The following is a 14,826-nucleotide window of genomic DNA, read 5'->3' as shown; positions in this document are numbered from 1 at the left end:
ACTGGCTGTGGGGAAGAAAAACTTCTTCCACCCACTCAAGATCACGGCCAACCTCACCCGGGAGAACGCCGACCCCCAGCAAATGTAAGGGACGTGATTAGGTTGCATCTATTACCTGTGGAAGATTAGATTGACGCTCATGACTCAGGCTCCGGCGCCCTCCCCACCCAGTCGTCGACGGCACGACCGCGAGATCATCTCGCTCGCCCTCCCCGCCTTCGGCGCACTCGTCGCAGAGCCGCTCTTCGTGATGGTCGACAGTGCCATCGTCGGCCATCTCGGTACGGCGCAACTGGCCGGCCTGGCCATCGCGGCGGCCCTGCTGACCACCGCCGTCAGCATCTTCGTCTTCCTCGCTTACGCCACCACGGCAGCAGTGGCACGCCAGGTAGGCGCCGGCGACCTGGCCTCCGCCATCCGACAGGGCATGGACGGAATCTGGCTGGCCCTCCTGCTCGGCATATTCGTCATCGCCGCTGTGCTGCCGTCCGCACCCTGGATCGTGAACGCCCTCGGTGCCTCCGAAACGGCAGCTCCCTACGCCACCACGTACCTGAGGATCTCCAGCCTCGGCATCCCGGCCATGCTCATAGTGATGGCAGCAACCGGCGTTCTTCGCGGCCTGCAAGACACCAGGACACCGCTCTATGTCGCCATCGGTGGCTTCGCCGCCAACGGGGCCCTGAACGTGGGACTCGTCTACGGCGCCGGGCTCGGCATCGCCGGATCCGCCTGGGGCACCGTCATCGCCCAGGTTTCCATGGCCGCCGCCTACCTGATCGTGGTGGTACGAGGAGCACGCCGACACGGCGCGTCGCTGCGCCCCGATGCCGCGGGGATCAGAGCCAGCGCCCAGGCAGGTGTTCCGTTGCTGGTCCGTACGCTGTCGCTCCGCGCAGTATTGATGATCGCCACCGCCGTCGCCGCACGTCTCGGCGATACCGCAATCGCCGCACACCAGATCATCCTCTCGCTCTGGAGCCTGATGGCCTTCGCACTCGACGCCATCGCCATCGCGGGGCAGGCCATCATCGGTCGATACCTGGGAGCCGGTGACAGCAGAGGGGCCCGTGAGGCCTGCCGTCGCATGGTCCAGTGGGGCATCGTCTCCGGGGTGGTGTTCGGAGCCCTGGTCGTCCTCGCGCGACCGTTGTTCGTCCCCTTGTTCACCAGCGACCAATCCGTCCAAGGCGCCCTGGTTCCTGCCCTGTTGGTGGTCGCACTGTCCCAGCCGATCGCGGGCGTGGTCTTCGTGCTGGACGGAGTGCTGATGGGCGCCGGCGACGGGCGTTACCTCGCATGGGCCATGATCGTCACGCTGGCGGTCTTCGCTCCGGTCGCCCTGCTGGTGCCGACCTTCGACGGCGGACTCACCGCACTGTGGTGGGCCATGACCTTGATGATGGCCGTCCGTCTGGCGACGCTCTGGCTCCGTACCCGATCGGGCAGGTGGGTGGTCACCGGCGCCACTCGCTGACCGACGCCAATGCCCTGTTTCACGTGAAACATCAGTCAGTGACATCCATCAGCGCACATGTCCTCATGTATCCGGCCTCTCGAATACCGTTTCACGTGAAACACCTCCTCACGTGCGGCGCCGACGATACGGAACAACGACCTGGCGATGGCGGCACGGAACAACGGTGAAGGGCCGCACCCGGTCGGATGCGGCCCTTCACTTGCTCAGGTGAGCTGTGCCCTTAGGCAGCGACAACCTCGATACCGAGCTGCGCGGCAACCTCGGGGTGCAGACGCACGGACACCTGGTGCCCGCCGAGCGTCTTGATCGGCGAACCGAGCTCAACGCGGCGCTTGTCGACCTCGGGGCCACCGGCAGCCTTGATCGCCGAAGCGATGTCAGCCGGGGTCACGGAGCCGAAGAGGCGGCCGGCGTCGCCGGAGCGAACGGCCAGACGGACCTTCACGCCCTCCAGCTTGGCCTTGATCTCGTTGGCCTGCTCGATCGTGGCGATCTCGTGGATCTTGCGGGCGCGGCGGATCTGCGCCACGTCCTTCTCGCCACCCTTGGTCCAGCGGATGGCGAAGCCACGCGGAACCAGGTAGTTGCGGGCGTACCCGTCCTTGACGTCAACGACGTCGCCCGCAGTGCCGAGGCCGGAGACCTCGTGGGTCAGGATGATCTTCATGATTCGGTCACCCTTCCCTTATCGCGCGGTGGACGTGTAGGGCAGCAGCGCCATCTCACGGCTGTTCTTCACGGCCGTGGCGACGTCACGCTGGTGCTGCGTGCAGTTGCCGGTCACGCGGCGGGCACGGATCTTGCCACGGTCGGAAATGAACTTCCGCAGCATGTTCGTGTCCTTGTAGTCCACGTACTGGGTCTTGTCCTTGCAGAACGCGCAGACCTTCTTCTTAGGCTTGCGCACAGGCGGCTTCGCCATGGTGTTTCTCCTGTGTGATCAAGAAGTGGGGTACGAGCTGCCCTAGAAGGGAGGCTCGTCCGAGTAGCCGCCGCCGGAGCCGCCGGAGCTTCCGCCCCAACCGCCTCCGCCGCCACCCTGCTGACCGCCGGAGGGCGCGCCGGTGGCCCACGGGTCGTCGGCGGGAGCACCGCCGCCGCCCTGCTGGCCGCCGCCACCGGGACCGCCGCCCCAGTTGCCGCCGCCCTGCTGGCCACCGCCGTATCCACCCTGGCCACCGCGACCGGTGGTCTTGGTGACCTTGGCCGTGGCGTTCTTGAGGCTGGGGCCGACTTCCTCGACATCCAGCTCGTAGACCGTGCGCTTGATGCCCTCGCGGTCCTCGTACGACCGCTGCTTCAGTCGGCCCTGCACGACGACGCGCATGCCTCGCTGGAGCGACTCGGCGACGTTCTCCGCTGCCTGCCGCCAGACCGAGCAGGTGAGGAACAGGCCTTCGCCGTCCTTCCACTCGTTGGTCTGCCGGTCGAAGATGCGGGGAGTGGACGCGACACGGAACTTCGCGACCGCCGCACCGGACGGGGTGAAGCGCAGCTCGGGGTCGTCGACGAGATTGCCGACGACCGTGATGACGGTCTCGCCTGCCATGGGTGAACCTCTCGGCGGGATTGCTTCTGGCTGCTTGCTGCTACTCGGACCCGATGACCGCTGAGCGGAATGCTCAGTGGATCTCGGGACGGAGGACCTTGGTCCGGAGGACCGACTCGTTCAGGTTCATCTGGCGGTCGAGCTCCTTGACGACCGCAGGCTCGGCCTGCAGGTCGATGACCGAGTAGATGCCCTCGGGCTTCTTCTTGATCTCGTAAGCGAGACGACGACGGCCCCAGGTGTCGACCTTCTCGACCTTTCCGTTGCCCTCACGGACGACGGAGAGGAAGTTCTCGATCAGCGGGGAGACAGCGCGCTCCTCGAGATCGGGGTCGAGGATGACCATCACCTCGTAGTGACGCATGTGGAACCCACCTCCTTTGGACTCAGCGGCCACGGTCGTTCCGTGGCAGGAGGGTCGTGATGCGTGAGCATCGGCGCCTCCGAGCGGAACGGCCGCCATGTACGCCTCCGTCGAACGGGGCTGGCGGGCCGACCTGGGCAGACACCGGTGCAGACCGTACAGACTACCCGCACACCGGCTTCCGGTTGAAATCCACGGCTCAGGAGACGCAATCTGTACACATCGGGTGTGAGCGGTGCCACAATGCACCGCCTTTCGGCCAGGAGGTTCTCCATGGCACAGGCAACACGACCCCGTCCCCCCGTCTCCCTCCTCGCCACGGACGGCAAGCCCCATCCGCTCCAGCAGGCCCTGGTGGCGGTGACGCTGGTGCTCGGGGCGCTCGCCTTCGTGACGGCGATGTTCCACAACCTGCATCTGGTCAGCTCGTGGGCGGGACTCGTCGGGATCCTCACCGCGGCATACGGGCTGTACATCTCGGTGACCACACGCGAGAGGTTCCCGCTGATCATCGGCCTGGGCGCCGCCGCCATCGGGTTCTTCCTCGGCATGGCACACGGTGGCCTCTTCGGCGGGGTGGTGGGCTGATCCGCCGCTGAACGCGAGCGGACGGAGCCGGTTCGGCAGGCCGCCGCCGCGAAGCCCGTACCGGGCTTCGGCCGAGTTTGCCCACGCCGGGACCCACCGGTTCCCGGCGTGGGCGAATCCGGTCGGGTCCCATACGGCCAAACGGCGCACTCACCGGTCACAGTAGGCTTCGGCGCGAGAGCCGGAGCCCCTGACCGATGGGGACACACCTGCCGAGGAGCGCCCCGCATGAGCCTGACCCTGAGGACCATCAGTCGAGAGCAGCATCTGGCATACATCCAGAATCTGCCCGCTGCAAGTCACATGCAGGTCCCGGCATGGGCAGACGTGAAGGCCGAATGGCGCTCGGAGAGCCTGGGGTGGTTCGACCGGGACGGACAGCTCGTCGGCGTGGGGCTGGTGCTCTACCGGCAGCTGCCCAAGATCAAGCGCTACCTCGCCTATCTGCCCGAGGGCCCGGTCATCAACTGGTACGCGCCGAACCTGGACGAGTGGCTGCGGCCGATGCTGGCGCATCTCAAGCAGCAGGGTGCCTTCTCGGTGAAGATGGGCCCGCCGGTCATCATCCGTCGCTGGGACGCGGCCGCCATCAAGGCGGGCATCCAGGACCCGGAGGTGAAGCGGCTGCGCGACATCGAGGCCACCCACATCGAGCCCCGCGCCTTCGAGGTCGCCGACCGGCTGCGGAAGATGGGCTGGCAGCAGGGCGAGGACGGCGGAGCCGGCTTCGGCGACGTACAGCCCCGCTACGTCTTCCAGGTACCGCTGGCCAACCGTTCCCTCGAAGATGTCCACAAGGGCTTCAACCAGCTGTGGCGACGCAACATCAAGAAGGCCGAGAAGGCCGGCGTCGAGGTCGTCCAGGGCGGCTACGACGAACTCGCCGAGTGGCAGCGGCTGTACGAGATCACGGCGGAGCGCGACCGGTTCCGGCCGCGCCCGCTCAGCTACTTCCAGCGCATGTGGACGGCTCTCAACACCGAGGACCCCAACCGGATGCGGCTGTACTTCGCACGGCACGAGGGTGAGAACGTCGCCGCCGCGACGATGCTGATCGTCGGTGGACACGTCTGGTACTCGTACGGTGCGTCCGCCAACCACAAGCGGGAGGTCCGGCCCTCGAACGCGATGCAGTGGCGAATGCTGCGCGACGCGTACGCCATGGGCGCCACCGTCTACGACCTGCGCGGCATCTCCGACTCGCTGGACGAGACCGACCACCTCTTCGGCCTGATCCAGTTCAAGGTGGGCACCGGCGGGCAGGCGGCCGAGTACCTCGGCGAGTGGGACTTCCCGTTGAACAAGCTGCTCCACAAGGCTCTCGACATCTACATGTCTCGCCGCTGACCCACGTCGTCCCGCCGATGCGCGTCGTCCCCCGTAGGACACGCGCCCGGTCGGAAACGCGTCGCCCCGCTGACGGAACCGGCTTCATTCGTTTCAATGGGGGCATCGCACCGACACACATCCCCGCGGAGCCCTCGGCGGGTTTCCACCCCGGGCGATGCGACCGACCCCGCACACCCCCGACATCCCGCAGCCACCAGAAAGGTTCCGGACCGGCCATGGCGCTCTCCCTGTACGTCGACACCTCGCGCTGGCGGGCGCACCAGAAATCCGTCCTCGACCAGTTCCCCGGCATCGTCCCGGTCTGCAAGGGCAACGGATACGGCTTCGGTCACGAACGGCTCGCCGACGAGGCCATCCGCTTCGGCTCCGACATGCTCGCCGTCGGCACCACCTACGAAGCGGCGCGCATCAAGGACTGGTTCAGCGGCGACCTGCTCGTGCTGACCCCGTTCCGCCGCGGCGAGGAACCGGTGCCGCTGCCCGACCGCGTCGTCCGGTCCGTCTCCTCCGTGGACGGCGTGCACGCCCTGGTGGGCGCGCGGGTCGTCATCGAGTGCATGAGCTCGATGAAGCGCCACGGTGTCAAGGAGGAGGAACTCGGGCAGTTGCACGCGGCCATCGAGGACGTGCGTCTCGAAGGTTTCGCCCTTCACCTTCCGCTGGACCGCACGGACGGTTCCGACGCGGTCGAGGAAGTCATCGCCTGGATGGACCGGCTGCGCGCGGCCCGGCTTCCGCTGCACACGATGTTCGTCAGCCATCTGCGCGCCGAGGAGCTGGGACGGCTCCAGCAGCAGTTCCCGCAGACCCGTTTCCGCGCCCGCATCGGCACTCGGCTGTGGCTCGGCGACCACGAGGCCACGCAGTACCGGGGCGCCGTTCTGGACGTCACGCGCGTCGCCAAGGGCGACCGCTTCGGCTACCGCCAGCAGAAGGCGGCCTCGGACGGCTGGCTGGTGGTCGTCGCGGGCGGAACGTCGCACGGGGTGGGCCTGGAGGCCCCGAAGGCCCTGCACGGTGTGATGCCGCGTGCCAAGGGGGTCGCCCGCGCGGGCCTGGCCACGGTCAACCGCAACCTGTCCCCGTTCGTCTGGGCGGGCAAGCAGCGATGGTTCGCCGAACCGCCGCACATGCAGGTGTCGATCCTGTTCGTGCCCGCGGACGCCCAGGAGCCGAAGGTCGGCGACGAACTGGTCGCCCACCTGCGCCACACCACCACCCAGTTCGACCGGCTCGTCGACCACTAGGCCCCGGCACCGGTCCCGCGACCGGGCCACAGCCAGGCATTGTTCGGGCCGCGCTGCGCCCGGAAGGGTTCGCCGGCGCTCGACGCCCGGCAGCCCTTCCGGCCGCAGCGCCGGAACGAGATCGGCGGGCCGCCGACGGCGAGGGTCTTCCCGGGAAGGTTCGGGAAGACCCTCGTCTCAGTCCGAGGCCGGTTCCCCGGCCTCGGACAGGCCGGCCCACGGGCCCGGTACGGCGGCGACGGACTTCCGCGGCGGATACGCCGCCCGTCCCAGCACGAACGCGTCCTCGGAACCGTCGAGCACCCCGCCGGACGGGTCGTCCGATCCGTCGCGCCGCACGACGTCGCGCTCCGGCACAAGAACGTCCCGCACCACGACGGCGCAGAGGTACAGCGTGCCCAGCAGGTGCAGGGCGATCGCCAGCTGGTACCCCTCCGTGGGCAGCCCCTGGTGCTTGTCCCCGCTCGTCGTGTACGCGAGGTACATCCAGATGCCCAGGAAGTACATGACCTCGCACGCCTGCCAGATCAGGAAGTCGCGCCATCGGGGCCTGGCCAGGACGGCCAGCGGGATCAGCCACAGCACGTACTGCGGCGAGTACACCTTGTTGACCAGGATGAACACGGCGACGACGAGAAAGACGAGCTGCGCGAAACGCGGCCGACGCGGTGCCATCAGCGTCAGTGCGCCGATCGCCGCGCACAGCACGACCGTCAGCAGGGTCGAGACGGTGTTGACGGTCGTGACCTCGATCGCCCTGCCGGTGCGCTGGGTGATGATCAGCCAGAAGGAACCGAAGTCGATGCCCCGTTCCTCGCTGAAGGCGTAGAACCTCTTCCATCCCTCGGGGGCAAAGATCATCACCGGCAGGTTCACCACCAGCCAGGACGCCGCCGCGCCAAGCGTCGCCACGACGAATTCCCGCCACTTTCCCGCTCGCCAGCACAGGACGAAGACCGGCCCGAGCAGCAGCACCGGGTAGAGCTTGGCCGCCGTGGCCAGCCCGATCAGGATGCCGAACGCCAACACCCGTGCCCGGGACCACATGAGCATCGCCGCGGCCGTCAGCGCGACCGCCAGCAGGTCCCAGTTGATCGTCGCGGTGAGCGCGAAGGCAGGTGCGAGGGCGACCAGCAGCGCGTCCCAGGGGCGGCGGCGGTGCGTGCGGGCCACGCAGACGGCGATGATCACGGCACAGATCATCAGCATGCCCGCGTTGACCATCCAGTACATCTGCTCGCGGTGCTGCAAGGACCCGCCCGGCGTCAGCCACGACGCGACCTGCATGAACACACCCGTCAGAACCGGGTACTCCAGGTACTGCATGTCACCGGGAAACCGGTCGAAGTACGGCACGAGACCGTCGGAGAACCCGCGTGCGACGAAGAGATGCGGGATGTCGGAGTAGCAGGCGTGCGTGTACTGCGACGTGGCACCTCGGAACCACGCCCAGTTGTAGCAGGGGAGCTTCTGCACCATGCCCAGGGCGAACATGCCGAGTGCCACCAGTGCGACGGCTCCCACGGGCGTGAGTGCCGTGCTGCCGAGCCGTGTCCAGCGTCCCGACCGTCCGCCGATCAGCTCGCTGCCCGCCGCGGCGATCTCGTCCTGGTGCGTGGGCCGTACGACGGGCCGTTCCTGGTCCACGTCGGTCTTCTCTGCGCTTGGCATGCCGTTCATCCTGCCGTACGGGGATGTGGAAACGACGAGGGCCGCCGCACCATCCGGTGCGGCGGCCCTCATGGGGTGATGCCACGGATCGGGCCGATGTCAGCCGTGCGGTCCGCCGAGGATCGATCCGGGTCCTCCCGGGCCTCCGGGACCGCCTGGGCCTCCCGGACCGCCATGACCGTTTCCGTTGTCACCGCCCGGTGGCGGCGTCGACGGATTGCCGCCGGGACCGCCGTTGTCCGAGCCGTCCGTGGAGCCGGTATTGGTCCCGCCGTTGTTGTGCTTGCAGTCCCAGTCCCACATCTCGCAGGTCTCGGTGGGGTCGGGCACCGGCGGGGGCGACGACGGCGTGTTCGGCGCTGTCGGCGACTCGCTGTGCGTGGGCTTCTCGTCCATGGTGGGCGTCGGCGTCGGGCTGTGGGCACCGCCGCCGTACACCTTCTCGCCGATCGGCGTCGGCTCCGGGAACGACACGGCCGGCACGCCCTTCAGCGCCCCCGCCATGTAGTCGTGCCAGATCTGGGCCGGGAAGGAGGCACCGTGAATCGTCTTCTCGCCACCCGTGCCGTACATCTTCTCGAACTTGCGGTCCTTGTTGGTCTCGTCGTCGTCCAGCCGGTACATGCTGATGGCCGTCGACAACTGAGGGGTGTAGCCGACGAACCAGGCCGACTTGTTGTCGTCCGTCGTACCGGTCTTGCCCGCCACGTCGCGGCCGGGGAGCTGTGCGGGGGTACCGGTCCCCTTCTCGACGACGTTCTTCAGGACGTCGGTGACGTTGTCGGCGATCGCGGGATCGAAGGCACGCTTGGCGACGTCCTTGTGCCGGTAGATGGTCTCGCCCCGGTGCTTCACCTCCTCGACCGAGTAGGGCTCGCGCTGCTGGCCGCTGGCGGCGAAGGTGGCGTACGCACCGGCCATGCGGATCGCGCTGGGCGAGGACGTACCGATGGAGAACGACGGAACGTTCGAGTTCGCCATGTTGGTGTCGTCCTTGAGCCCGGCGGCGATGGCGACGTCCTTCACCTTGTCGGTGCCGACGTCCATGCCGAGCTGCACGTACGGGGAGTTGGCGGACCACTGCATCGCCTCGCGAAGGGTGATGTTGCCCTTCGACTCACCGCCGTCGTTGGCCTGCCGCCACTCGTTGCCCTTCTCGTCCGTCCAGATCTGCCCGTTGTACTTCTTGATCTTCAGGTTGTGATCGGCGTTGTAGATGCTCAGCGGGGAGACCTTCTCCCGCTGCGACTCGTCCTGGTCGGGGCCGCCTGCGGGATCACGCCTGCCGTACTCCATCGCGGCCGCCAGCACGAACGGCTTGAAGGTCGATCCGACCTGCGCACCCGTGGGATCGGCGTTGTTGGTGAAGTGCTTGGTCGCGTCCTGACCGCCGTAGATCGCCGCGATGGCACCCGTCTTGGGGTTCACCGAACCGCCGCCGAACTGGACGTGGGTGTCCGTCTGGGGCCGTTCCTTGGGCTTGATCTTGGTGTCGTAGACCTTCTGGACCGCGGCGTTGAGCTCCTCGACCTTCTTCTTGTTGAAGGTGGTGTGGATCTCGTAGCCGCCCTGGGCGAGCATCTCCGCCGTGACGCCCTTGTCGTTGTTGTTGAGGAAGTAGTTCTTGGCGAGGTCGACCAGGTAGCCGGTCTGGCCGCCCAGCTGGGCGTTCTTCCTCGGCGGCTTGGGGTCCGGGAACTCGGTGTACTTGGCGCGTTCCGCCGCCGACAGCCGCCCGTCCTTGACCTCCTCGTCGAGGATCCACTTCCAGCGCTTCTTGGCGCGCTCGGCGTTCAGCTCCTTGGTCGCCTGCTTGGCGTCGATCTCGGGTGCGCCCGCCGGGTCGTAGTACGTCGCGCCCTTGAGCAGCGTGGCCAGGAAGGCGCACTCGCTCGGGTTCAGGTCGCTGGCGTCCTTGTCGTAGTACGTACGCGCCGCCGCCTGAATCCCCGACGCGCCCCGTCCGTAGTACGAGACGTTGAGGTAGCCGGTGATGACGTCCCGCTTCTTCACCTGGTTGGCGACCTTGAGCGTGATGAAGAGCTCCTCGAACTTCCTGCTCAGGGTCTGTTCCTGGGACAGGCGCGAGTTCTTCACGTACTGCTGGGTGATCGTCGAACCACCCTGGGTCTGGCCGCCCGTGGCCATGTTGAACAGGGCGCGGCCGATGCCCATGGGGTCGATGCCCCGGTCGTGGTCGAAGGACTTGTTCTCCGCCGAGATGACCGCGTTCCGCATGGCCTCGGGGATCTGCTCGTAGCTGATCTCCTGGCGGTTGACCTCACCGCCGGTGGCGACCATCTGGGTGTCGTCGTCCCAGAAGTAGACATTGTTCTGCGCCTTCGCGGCGTCCTTCACGCTGGGCATGCCGACCATCGCGTAGGCGATGCCGGCGAATCCCATGAGCAGGCCGAGGAAGCCGACACAGAGGCCGGAGACCAGCCTCCACGACGGCACCCAGCGGCCCGCCCCGTACTTCCCGGCGCGCGGATAGTCGATGAACCGCTTCTTCACCGGTTTCTGAGCGGTCCGGCCACGTCGTCCCCGACCCGGGCCCTCGTGTCCGTTGTCGCCGCCACCACCGCGGCGACGGCCGCCACCGCCACCGGAACCGCGGCCACCACCGCCGCGCTGGGCAGCACGTCTGGCCGCCGCGCGACCGCCGTACGGGGCTTCCCCGCCATGCGAACCGGATAGTGACTCGGATGTTACTCCGCGTGACGGAGCGGCTCGGCGTCCGGAGGACTGCTGGGCGGCTCGTCTGGCCGCTGCACGCCCGCCACCTTGCGGTTGCGGCGTTTTGCGACGGTGCTCGCTCATGGAACGACTACTCCTCGGGCAGGCGAGAGCGCCTGGAAGCGGCAGTTGAGATCCGGTCCCCCCGAATCCGGTCCCCCCGAAATACGGATCGGCCGGGCGTCGGCCCGATCCGCCATGCGTCCGGCTGATCCGCGAAGACTGACGCGGGCGGGCGTCTCACGGTTCCCGGTGGTCTGCATGCCGCACAGACTACGCACGGCCAAAACCCACCTAGGGCCGAACTTCACCCCAAACAACGCAAGTCGGTGCCTACGAATTCGCGATGTGACGCCGTTCACCATGACTCGTCTTGTCGCGACGCGACACCCGATCTATCGTCGTGATGTATCGAGTCGATACATCAGCTCGGTACATCAGCTCCGCACAAGGACCCGCAGAAGCATTCGGGAAAGAAGGAGGCGAAGATGAGCAGACGCTCCGGCATCCTCGAATTCGCCGTTCTCGGTCTGCTTCGCGAGTCCCCCATGCATGGGTACGAGCTGCGCAAACGCCTCAACACCTCGTTGGGGATCTTCCGCGCCTTCAGCTACGGGACCCTCTATCCCTGCCTCAAGACGCTGGTCGCCAACGGCTGGTTGATCGAGGAGCCGGGGGTCGCCCCGGCCGACCTCCCAACCGCCGCCGGACGTCCGGTCGCCCCCGCCTCCTCACTGGCCGGGCGCCGCGCCAAGATCGTCTACAGGCTTACGGCGGAGGGCAAGGAACACTTCGAGGAACTGCTCTCGCACACCGGCCCGGATTCCTGGGAGGACGAGCACTTCGCAGCCCGCTTCGCCTTCTTCGGACAGACGGAGCGCGAGGTGCGGATGCGGGTGCTGGAAGGCCGGCGCAGCCGGCTGGAGGAGCGCCTGGAGAAGATGCGGGCCTCTCTGGCCCGCACGCGCGAGCGCCTCGACGACTACACACTTGAGCTTCAGCGACACGGCATGGAATCCGTGGAGCGCGAAGTGCGCTGGCTGAACGAGCTCATCGAGAGCGAGCGGTCGGGACGGGATCAGCGACGATCCTCGCCCGGGGGCGAAGCTCAGCAGGACACCGCAGGAGAATCGGGCGGCCTGCCCCGGCGCCGGGGTGACACCCCGCCGGATCCGTCCGACGACACCTCACAGTGAGGTTCCCGCAGATCCGCGGGGCCTCATCGGGAACATCCATTACACACAGGGAGCAACCGGAATGGGTTCGGTTCGCGTAGCCATCGTCGGCGTGGGCAACTGCGCCGCCTCGCTGGTCCAGGGCGTCGAGTACTACAAGGACGCCGATCCGGCCGGCAAGGTGCCCGGTCTGATGCACGTCCAGTTCGGCGACTACCACGTGCGGGACGTCGAGTTCGTCGCCGCCTTCGACGTCGACGCGAAGAAGGTCGGTCTCGACCTCGCGGACGCCATCGGTGCCAGCGAGAACAACACCATCAAGCTCTGCGACGTGCCGAACACCGGCGTCACCGTCCAGCGCGGGCACACCCACGACGGTCTGGGCAAGTACTACCGCCAGACCATCGAGGAGTCGTCCGAGAGCCCGGTCGACATCGTCCAGGTCCTCAAGGACCGCGAGGTCGACGTGCTCGTCTGCTACCTGCCGGTCGGCTCCGAGGTCGCGGCGAAGTTCTACGCCCAGTGCGCCATCGACGCCAAGGTCGCGTTCGTCAACGCCCTCCCGGTCTTCATCGCCGGCACCAAGGAGTGGGCGGACAAGTTCACCGAGGCCGGTGTCCCGATCGTCGGCGACGACATCAAGTCGCAGGTCGGCGCCACCATCACGCACCGCGTGATGGCGAAGCTCTTCGAGGACCGGGGCGTCATCCTGGACCGTACGATGCAGCTGAACGTCGGCGGCAACATGGACTTCAAGAACATGCTCGAGCGCGAGCGCCTGGAGTCCAAGAAGATCTCCAAGACGCAGGCGGTCACGTCCCAGATCCGCGACCGTGAACTGGGCGAGGACAACGTCCACATCGGCCCGTCGGACTACGTGGCGTGGCTGGACGACCGCAAGTGGGCGTATGTGCGTCTTGAGGGCCGTGCCTTCGGTGACGTCCCGCTGAACCTTGAGTACAAGCTTGAGGTGTGGGACTCCCCGAACTCCGCCGGTGTCATCATCGACGCGCTCCGCGCCGCGAAGATTGCCAAGGACCGCGGCATCGGCGGCCCCATCCTCTCCGCGTCCTCGTACTTCATGAAGTCCCCGCCGGTCCAGTACTTCGACGACGAGGCCCGCGAGAACGTCGAGAAGTTCATCCGCGGCGAGGTCGCCGACTGACGCGAGCGGACACGGTCCGTCAACGCGATCCGGATGAGGAGCGGCAACGCCCCGTCGAGATCGTGCCGTCGAGGGTTCCCGGGTCACCCGGGGACCCTCGACGTATGTGACTCTTGCTCACATGCCCGTCGTAGGTGATCTGCGCGTACTGCTGCGCCTTCGGAACTTTCGTCGTCTGCTCGCCGTACGACTCCTTTCCCAATCGGCCGACGGCGTCTACCAGGTCGCGCTGGCCTCGTACGTTGTCTTTTCTCCCGAGAAGGAGGCTTCGGCAGCCGCCATCGCCTCGGCCATGGCCGTGCTACTGCTGCCGTACTCGTTCGTCGGTCCGTTCGCAGGCGTCCTGCTGGACCGCTGGTCACGTCGCCAGGTCTTTCTGTACGGCAATGCGCTGCGCGCCGCGCTCGCCTGCTGCACCGCATTCCTGATCCTCGGCTCGGTACCCGAGTGGCTCTTCTACGCCTCGGCGCTGTGCGTGACCGCGGTCAACCGTTTCGTGCTGGCCGGGCTCTCGGCAGCGCTGCCCCGGGTCGTCGACACCGAGCGGCTGATCCTGGCCAACTCGCTCTCACCGACCGCAGGCACGCTCGCTGCCACGGCCGGTGGTGGCCTCGCGTTCGTCGTGCGACTGGTATTCGCCGATTCCGACGCGGCGGTGGTGCTGTTGGGAGCCATGCTCTATCTCGCATCGGCCCTGATCTCGCTGAGGCTGCCCACCCGGCTCCTCGGGCCGGATCCGGACGGAAACCGAATCCGACTGGGAACGGCACTGGCCATCACCGCTCGCGGGCTCGTCGAGGGGCTGCACCATCTGGCGGAGCGCAAGCCTGCCGGCCGGGCGCTGGCCGCCATGACCGCCATCCGTTTCTGTTACGGCGCGCTGACCGTGATGGTACTGATGCTGTGCCGATACGCCTGGTCCGCCAACGATTCCGAGGGCCTTGCCCTTCTCGGGCTTGCGGTGGGTATCTCCGGAGCGGGGTTCTTCGCCGCGGCAGTGGTGACGCCCTGGACGGCGGCGCGGCTCGGCCGGTTCCGCTGGATGGCCACATGCGCGGCTACTGCCGCGGTACTCGAACCCGCGCTGGGGCTCTGGTTCGCCCTCTCGCCGATGCTCGTCGCGGCCTTTGTCCTCGGACTCGTGACCCAGGGCGCGAAGATCGCGACAGACACGGTGGTGCAGACCGCGGTGGAAGATGTGTACCGCGGTCGTGTCTTCTCGCTCTACGACGTACTTTTCAACGTCGCCTTCGTGGGCGCTGCCGCAGTGGCCGCCCTGTTGCTGCCACCCGATGGGCGCTCTGCGCCCGTGGTGGCCGGAGCGGCAGTGCTGTATGCCGTCGTCGCCGCACTGCTGTTCCGATGGAGTCGCACCGACCGGGACCAATGACCGGTTGGTGTGGGTGGGGGGTGGTGTTTGACGGGTAACACCACCCCCCACCCCCACCACACACCCACTCCGTAGAAGTGAAACAAAGCCACACCCCCCCCGCCGCGGCCC

General features: G+C 67.4%; 14 protein-coding genes. 7 read left to right on the top strand and 7 right to left on the bottom strand.

The window, feature by feature from the left end; translation table 11 throughout:
* Positions 1-139 precede the first annotated feature (139 nt).
* Positions 140-1,477 (top strand): MATE family efflux transporter, encoded by a 1,338-nt coding sequence (locus tag ACFC79_RS07055; RefSeq protein ID WP_376236264.1) that lies wholly within the window; start codon positions 140-142, stop codon positions 1,475-1,477.
* A 223-nt stretch (positions 1,478-1,700) separates the two neighbouring features.
* On the opposite strand, the gene rplI is transcribed toward ACFC79_RS07055, so the two are convergent.
* From rplI to rpsF, 4 genes are all read right to left on the bottom strand, one after another.
* Positions 1,701-2,147, bottom strand: a complete 447-nt coding sequence (rplI, locus tag ACFC79_RS07050) for a 50S ribosomal protein L9 (RefSeq protein ID WP_376236261.1) — start codon at positions 2,145-2,147, stop codon at positions 1,701-1,703.
* An 18-nt stretch (positions 2,148-2,165) separates the two neighbouring features.
* Positions 2,166-2,402, bottom strand: coding sequence for a 30S ribosomal protein S18 (rpsR, locus tag ACFC79_RS07045; protein WP_003967857.1), 237 nt, complete (start codon positions 2,400-2,402; stop codon positions 2,166-2,168).
* 42 nt (positions 2,403-2,444) lie between these two features.
* On the bottom strand, positions 2,445-3,029 hold the full coding sequence (locus ACFC79_RS07040) for a single-stranded DNA-binding protein (protein ID WP_376236259.1): 585 nt from the start codon (positions 3,027-3,029) through the stop codon (positions 2,445-2,447).
* Positions 3,030-3,102: 73 nt separating this feature from the next.
* Positions 3,103-3,393, bottom strand: coding sequence for a 30S ribosomal protein S6 (gene rpsF / locus ACFC79_RS07035; RefSeq protein ID WP_015609864.1), 291 nt, complete (start codon positions 3,391-3,393; stop codon positions 3,103-3,105).
* A 273-nt stretch (positions 3,394-3,666) separates the two neighbouring features.
* Between rpsF and ACFC79_RS07030 the strand changes: the two genes are divergently transcribed.
* The 3 genes from ACFC79_RS07030 (at position 3,667) to ACFC79_RS07020 (ending at position 6,578) form a co-directional block, all read left to right on the top strand.
* A complete protein-coding gene (locus tag ACFC79_RS07030) occupies positions 3,667-3,981 on the top strand; it encodes a hypothetical protein (protein WP_376236257.1) in 315 nt (104 codons plus the stop codon).
* Between the two features lie 228 nt (positions 3,982-4,209).
* A complete protein-coding gene (locus ACFC79_RS07025; protein ID WP_376236254.1) occupies positions 4,210-5,328 on the top strand; it encodes a lipid II:glycine glycyltransferase FemX in 1,119 nt (372 codons plus the stop codon).
* 218 nt (positions 5,329-5,546) lie between these two features.
* Positions 5,547-6,578: an alanine racemase gene (locus ACFC79_RS07020; protein ID WP_376236251.1), complete on the top strand. Its 1,032-nt coding sequence runs from the start codon at positions 5,547-5,549 to the stop codon at positions 6,576-6,578.
* A gap of 177 nt (positions 6,579-6,755) precedes the next feature.
* Here ACFC79_RS07020 and ACFC79_RS07015 read toward each other — a convergent pair whose 3' ends face one another.
* The 3 genes from ACFC79_RS07015 to ACFC79_RS07005 form a co-directional block, all read right to left on the bottom strand.
* Positions 6,756-8,249, bottom strand: coding sequence for a glycosyltransferase family 87 protein (locus tag ACFC79_RS07015; RefSeq protein WP_376236249.1), 1,494 nt, complete (start codon positions 8,247-8,249; stop codon positions 6,756-6,758).
* A 99-nt stretch (positions 8,250-8,348) separates the two neighbouring features.
* Positions 8,349-10,652 carry a transglycosylase domain-containing protein gene (locus ACFC79_RS07010; protein WP_376236683.1) on the bottom strand — a complete coding sequence of 768 codons (2,304 nt, stop codon included), beginning with the start codon at positions 10,650-10,652 and terminating at the stop codon, positions 8,349-8,351.
* 107 nt (positions 10,653-10,759) lie between these two features.
* The gene (locus ACFC79_RS07005; RefSeq protein ID WP_376236246.1) at positions 10,760-10,933 is read right to left on the bottom strand and encodes a hypothetical protein; all 174 of its coding nucleotides are present in this window, start codon (positions 10,931-10,933) and stop codon (positions 10,760-10,762) included.
* A 540-nt stretch (positions 10,934-11,473) separates the two neighbouring features.
* Between ACFC79_RS07005 and ACFC79_RS07000 the strand changes: the two genes are divergently transcribed.
* The 3 genes from ACFC79_RS07000 (at position 11,474) to ACFC79_RS06990 (ending at position 14,715) form a co-directional block, all read left to right on the top strand.
* Complete coding sequence (locus ACFC79_RS07000) at positions 11,474-12,181, top strand: helix-turn-helix transcriptional regulator (protein WP_376236243.1); 708 nt, start codon at positions 11,474-11,476, stop codon at positions 12,179-12,181.
* A 61-nt stretch (positions 12,182-12,242) separates the two neighbouring features.
* Entirely contained in the window at positions 12,243-13,325 is a 1,083-nt protein-coding gene (locus ACFC79_RS06995) for an inositol-3-phosphate synthase (protein WP_376236241.1), read from the top strand.
* Positions 13,326-13,446: 121 nt separating this feature from the next.
* Complete coding sequence (locus tag ACFC79_RS06990) at positions 13,447-14,715, top strand: MFS transporter (protein ID WP_376236238.1); 1,269 nt, start codon at positions 13,447-13,449, stop codon at positions 14,713-14,715.
* Positions 14,716-14,826: the final 111 nt, after the last annotated feature.

The organism is Streptomyces sp. NPDC056061, from assembly GCF_042266885.1.
Taxonomy (GTDB): domain Bacteria; phylum Actinomycetota; class Actinomycetes; order Streptomycetales; family Streptomycetaceae; genus Streptomyces.
The sequence above is the reverse complement of the archived record's forward strand: the minus strand, read 5'-3'. Positions and strand labels throughout refer to the sequence as shown.

Bases quoted from the DNA above. Each gene is read 5' to 3' on its own strand.
- ACFC79_RS06990 (WP_376236238.1), top strand. From the start codon at position 13,447: ATGCCCGTCGTAGGTGATCTGCGCGTACTGCTGCGCCTTCGGAACTTT.
- rpsF (WP_015609864.1), bottom strand. From the start codon at position 3,393: ATGCGTCACTACGAGGTGATGGTCATCCTCGACCCCGATCTCGAGGAG.
- ACFC79_RS07030 (WP_376236257.1), top strand. From the start codon at position 3,667: ATGGCACAGGCAACACGACCCCGTCCCCCCGTCTCCCTCCTCGCCACG.
- ACFC79_RS07000 (WP_376236243.1), top strand. From the start codon at position 11,474: ATGAGCAGACGCTCCGGCATCCTCGAATTCGCCGTTCTCGGTCTGCTT.
- rpsR (WP_003967857.1), bottom strand. From the start codon at position 2,402: ATGGCGAAGCCGCCTGTGCGCAAGCCTAAGAAGAAGGTCTGCGCGTTC.
- ACFC79_RS07010 (WP_376236683.1), bottom strand. From the start codon at position 10,652: ATGGGATTCGCCGGCATCGCCTACGCGATGGTCGGCATGCCCAGCGTG.
- ACFC79_RS06995 (WP_376236241.1), top strand. From the start codon at position 12,243: ATGGGTTCGGTTCGCGTAGCCATCGTCGGCGTGGGCAACTGCGCCGCC.
- ACFC79_RS07020 (WP_376236251.1), top strand. From the start codon at position 5,547: ATGGCGCTCTCCCTGTACGTCGACACCTCGCGCTGGCGGGCGCACCAG.
- ACFC79_RS07005 (WP_376236246.1), bottom strand. From the start codon at position 10,933: ATGGCGGGGAAGCCCCGTACGGCGGTCGCGCGGCGGCCAGACGTGCTG.
- ACFC79_RS07025 (WP_376236254.1), top strand. From the start codon at position 4,210: ATGAGCCTGACCCTGAGGACCATCAGTCGAGAGCAGCATCTGGCATAC.
- ACFC79_RS07015 (WP_376236249.1), bottom strand. From the start codon at position 8,249: ATGCCAAGCGCAGAGAAGACCGACGTGGACCAGGAACGGCCCGTCGTA.
- ACFC79_RS07040 (WP_376236259.1), bottom strand. From the start codon at position 3,029: ATGGCAGGCGAGACCGTCATCACGGTCGTCGGCAATCTCGTCGACGAC.
- rplI (WP_376236261.1), bottom strand. From the start codon at position 2,147: ATGAAGATCATCCTGACCCACGAGGTCTCCGGCCTCGGCACTGCGGGC.
- ACFC79_RS07055 (WP_376236264.1), top strand. From the start codon at position 140: ATGACTCAGGCTCCGGCGCCCTCCCCACCCAGTCGTCGACGGCACGAC.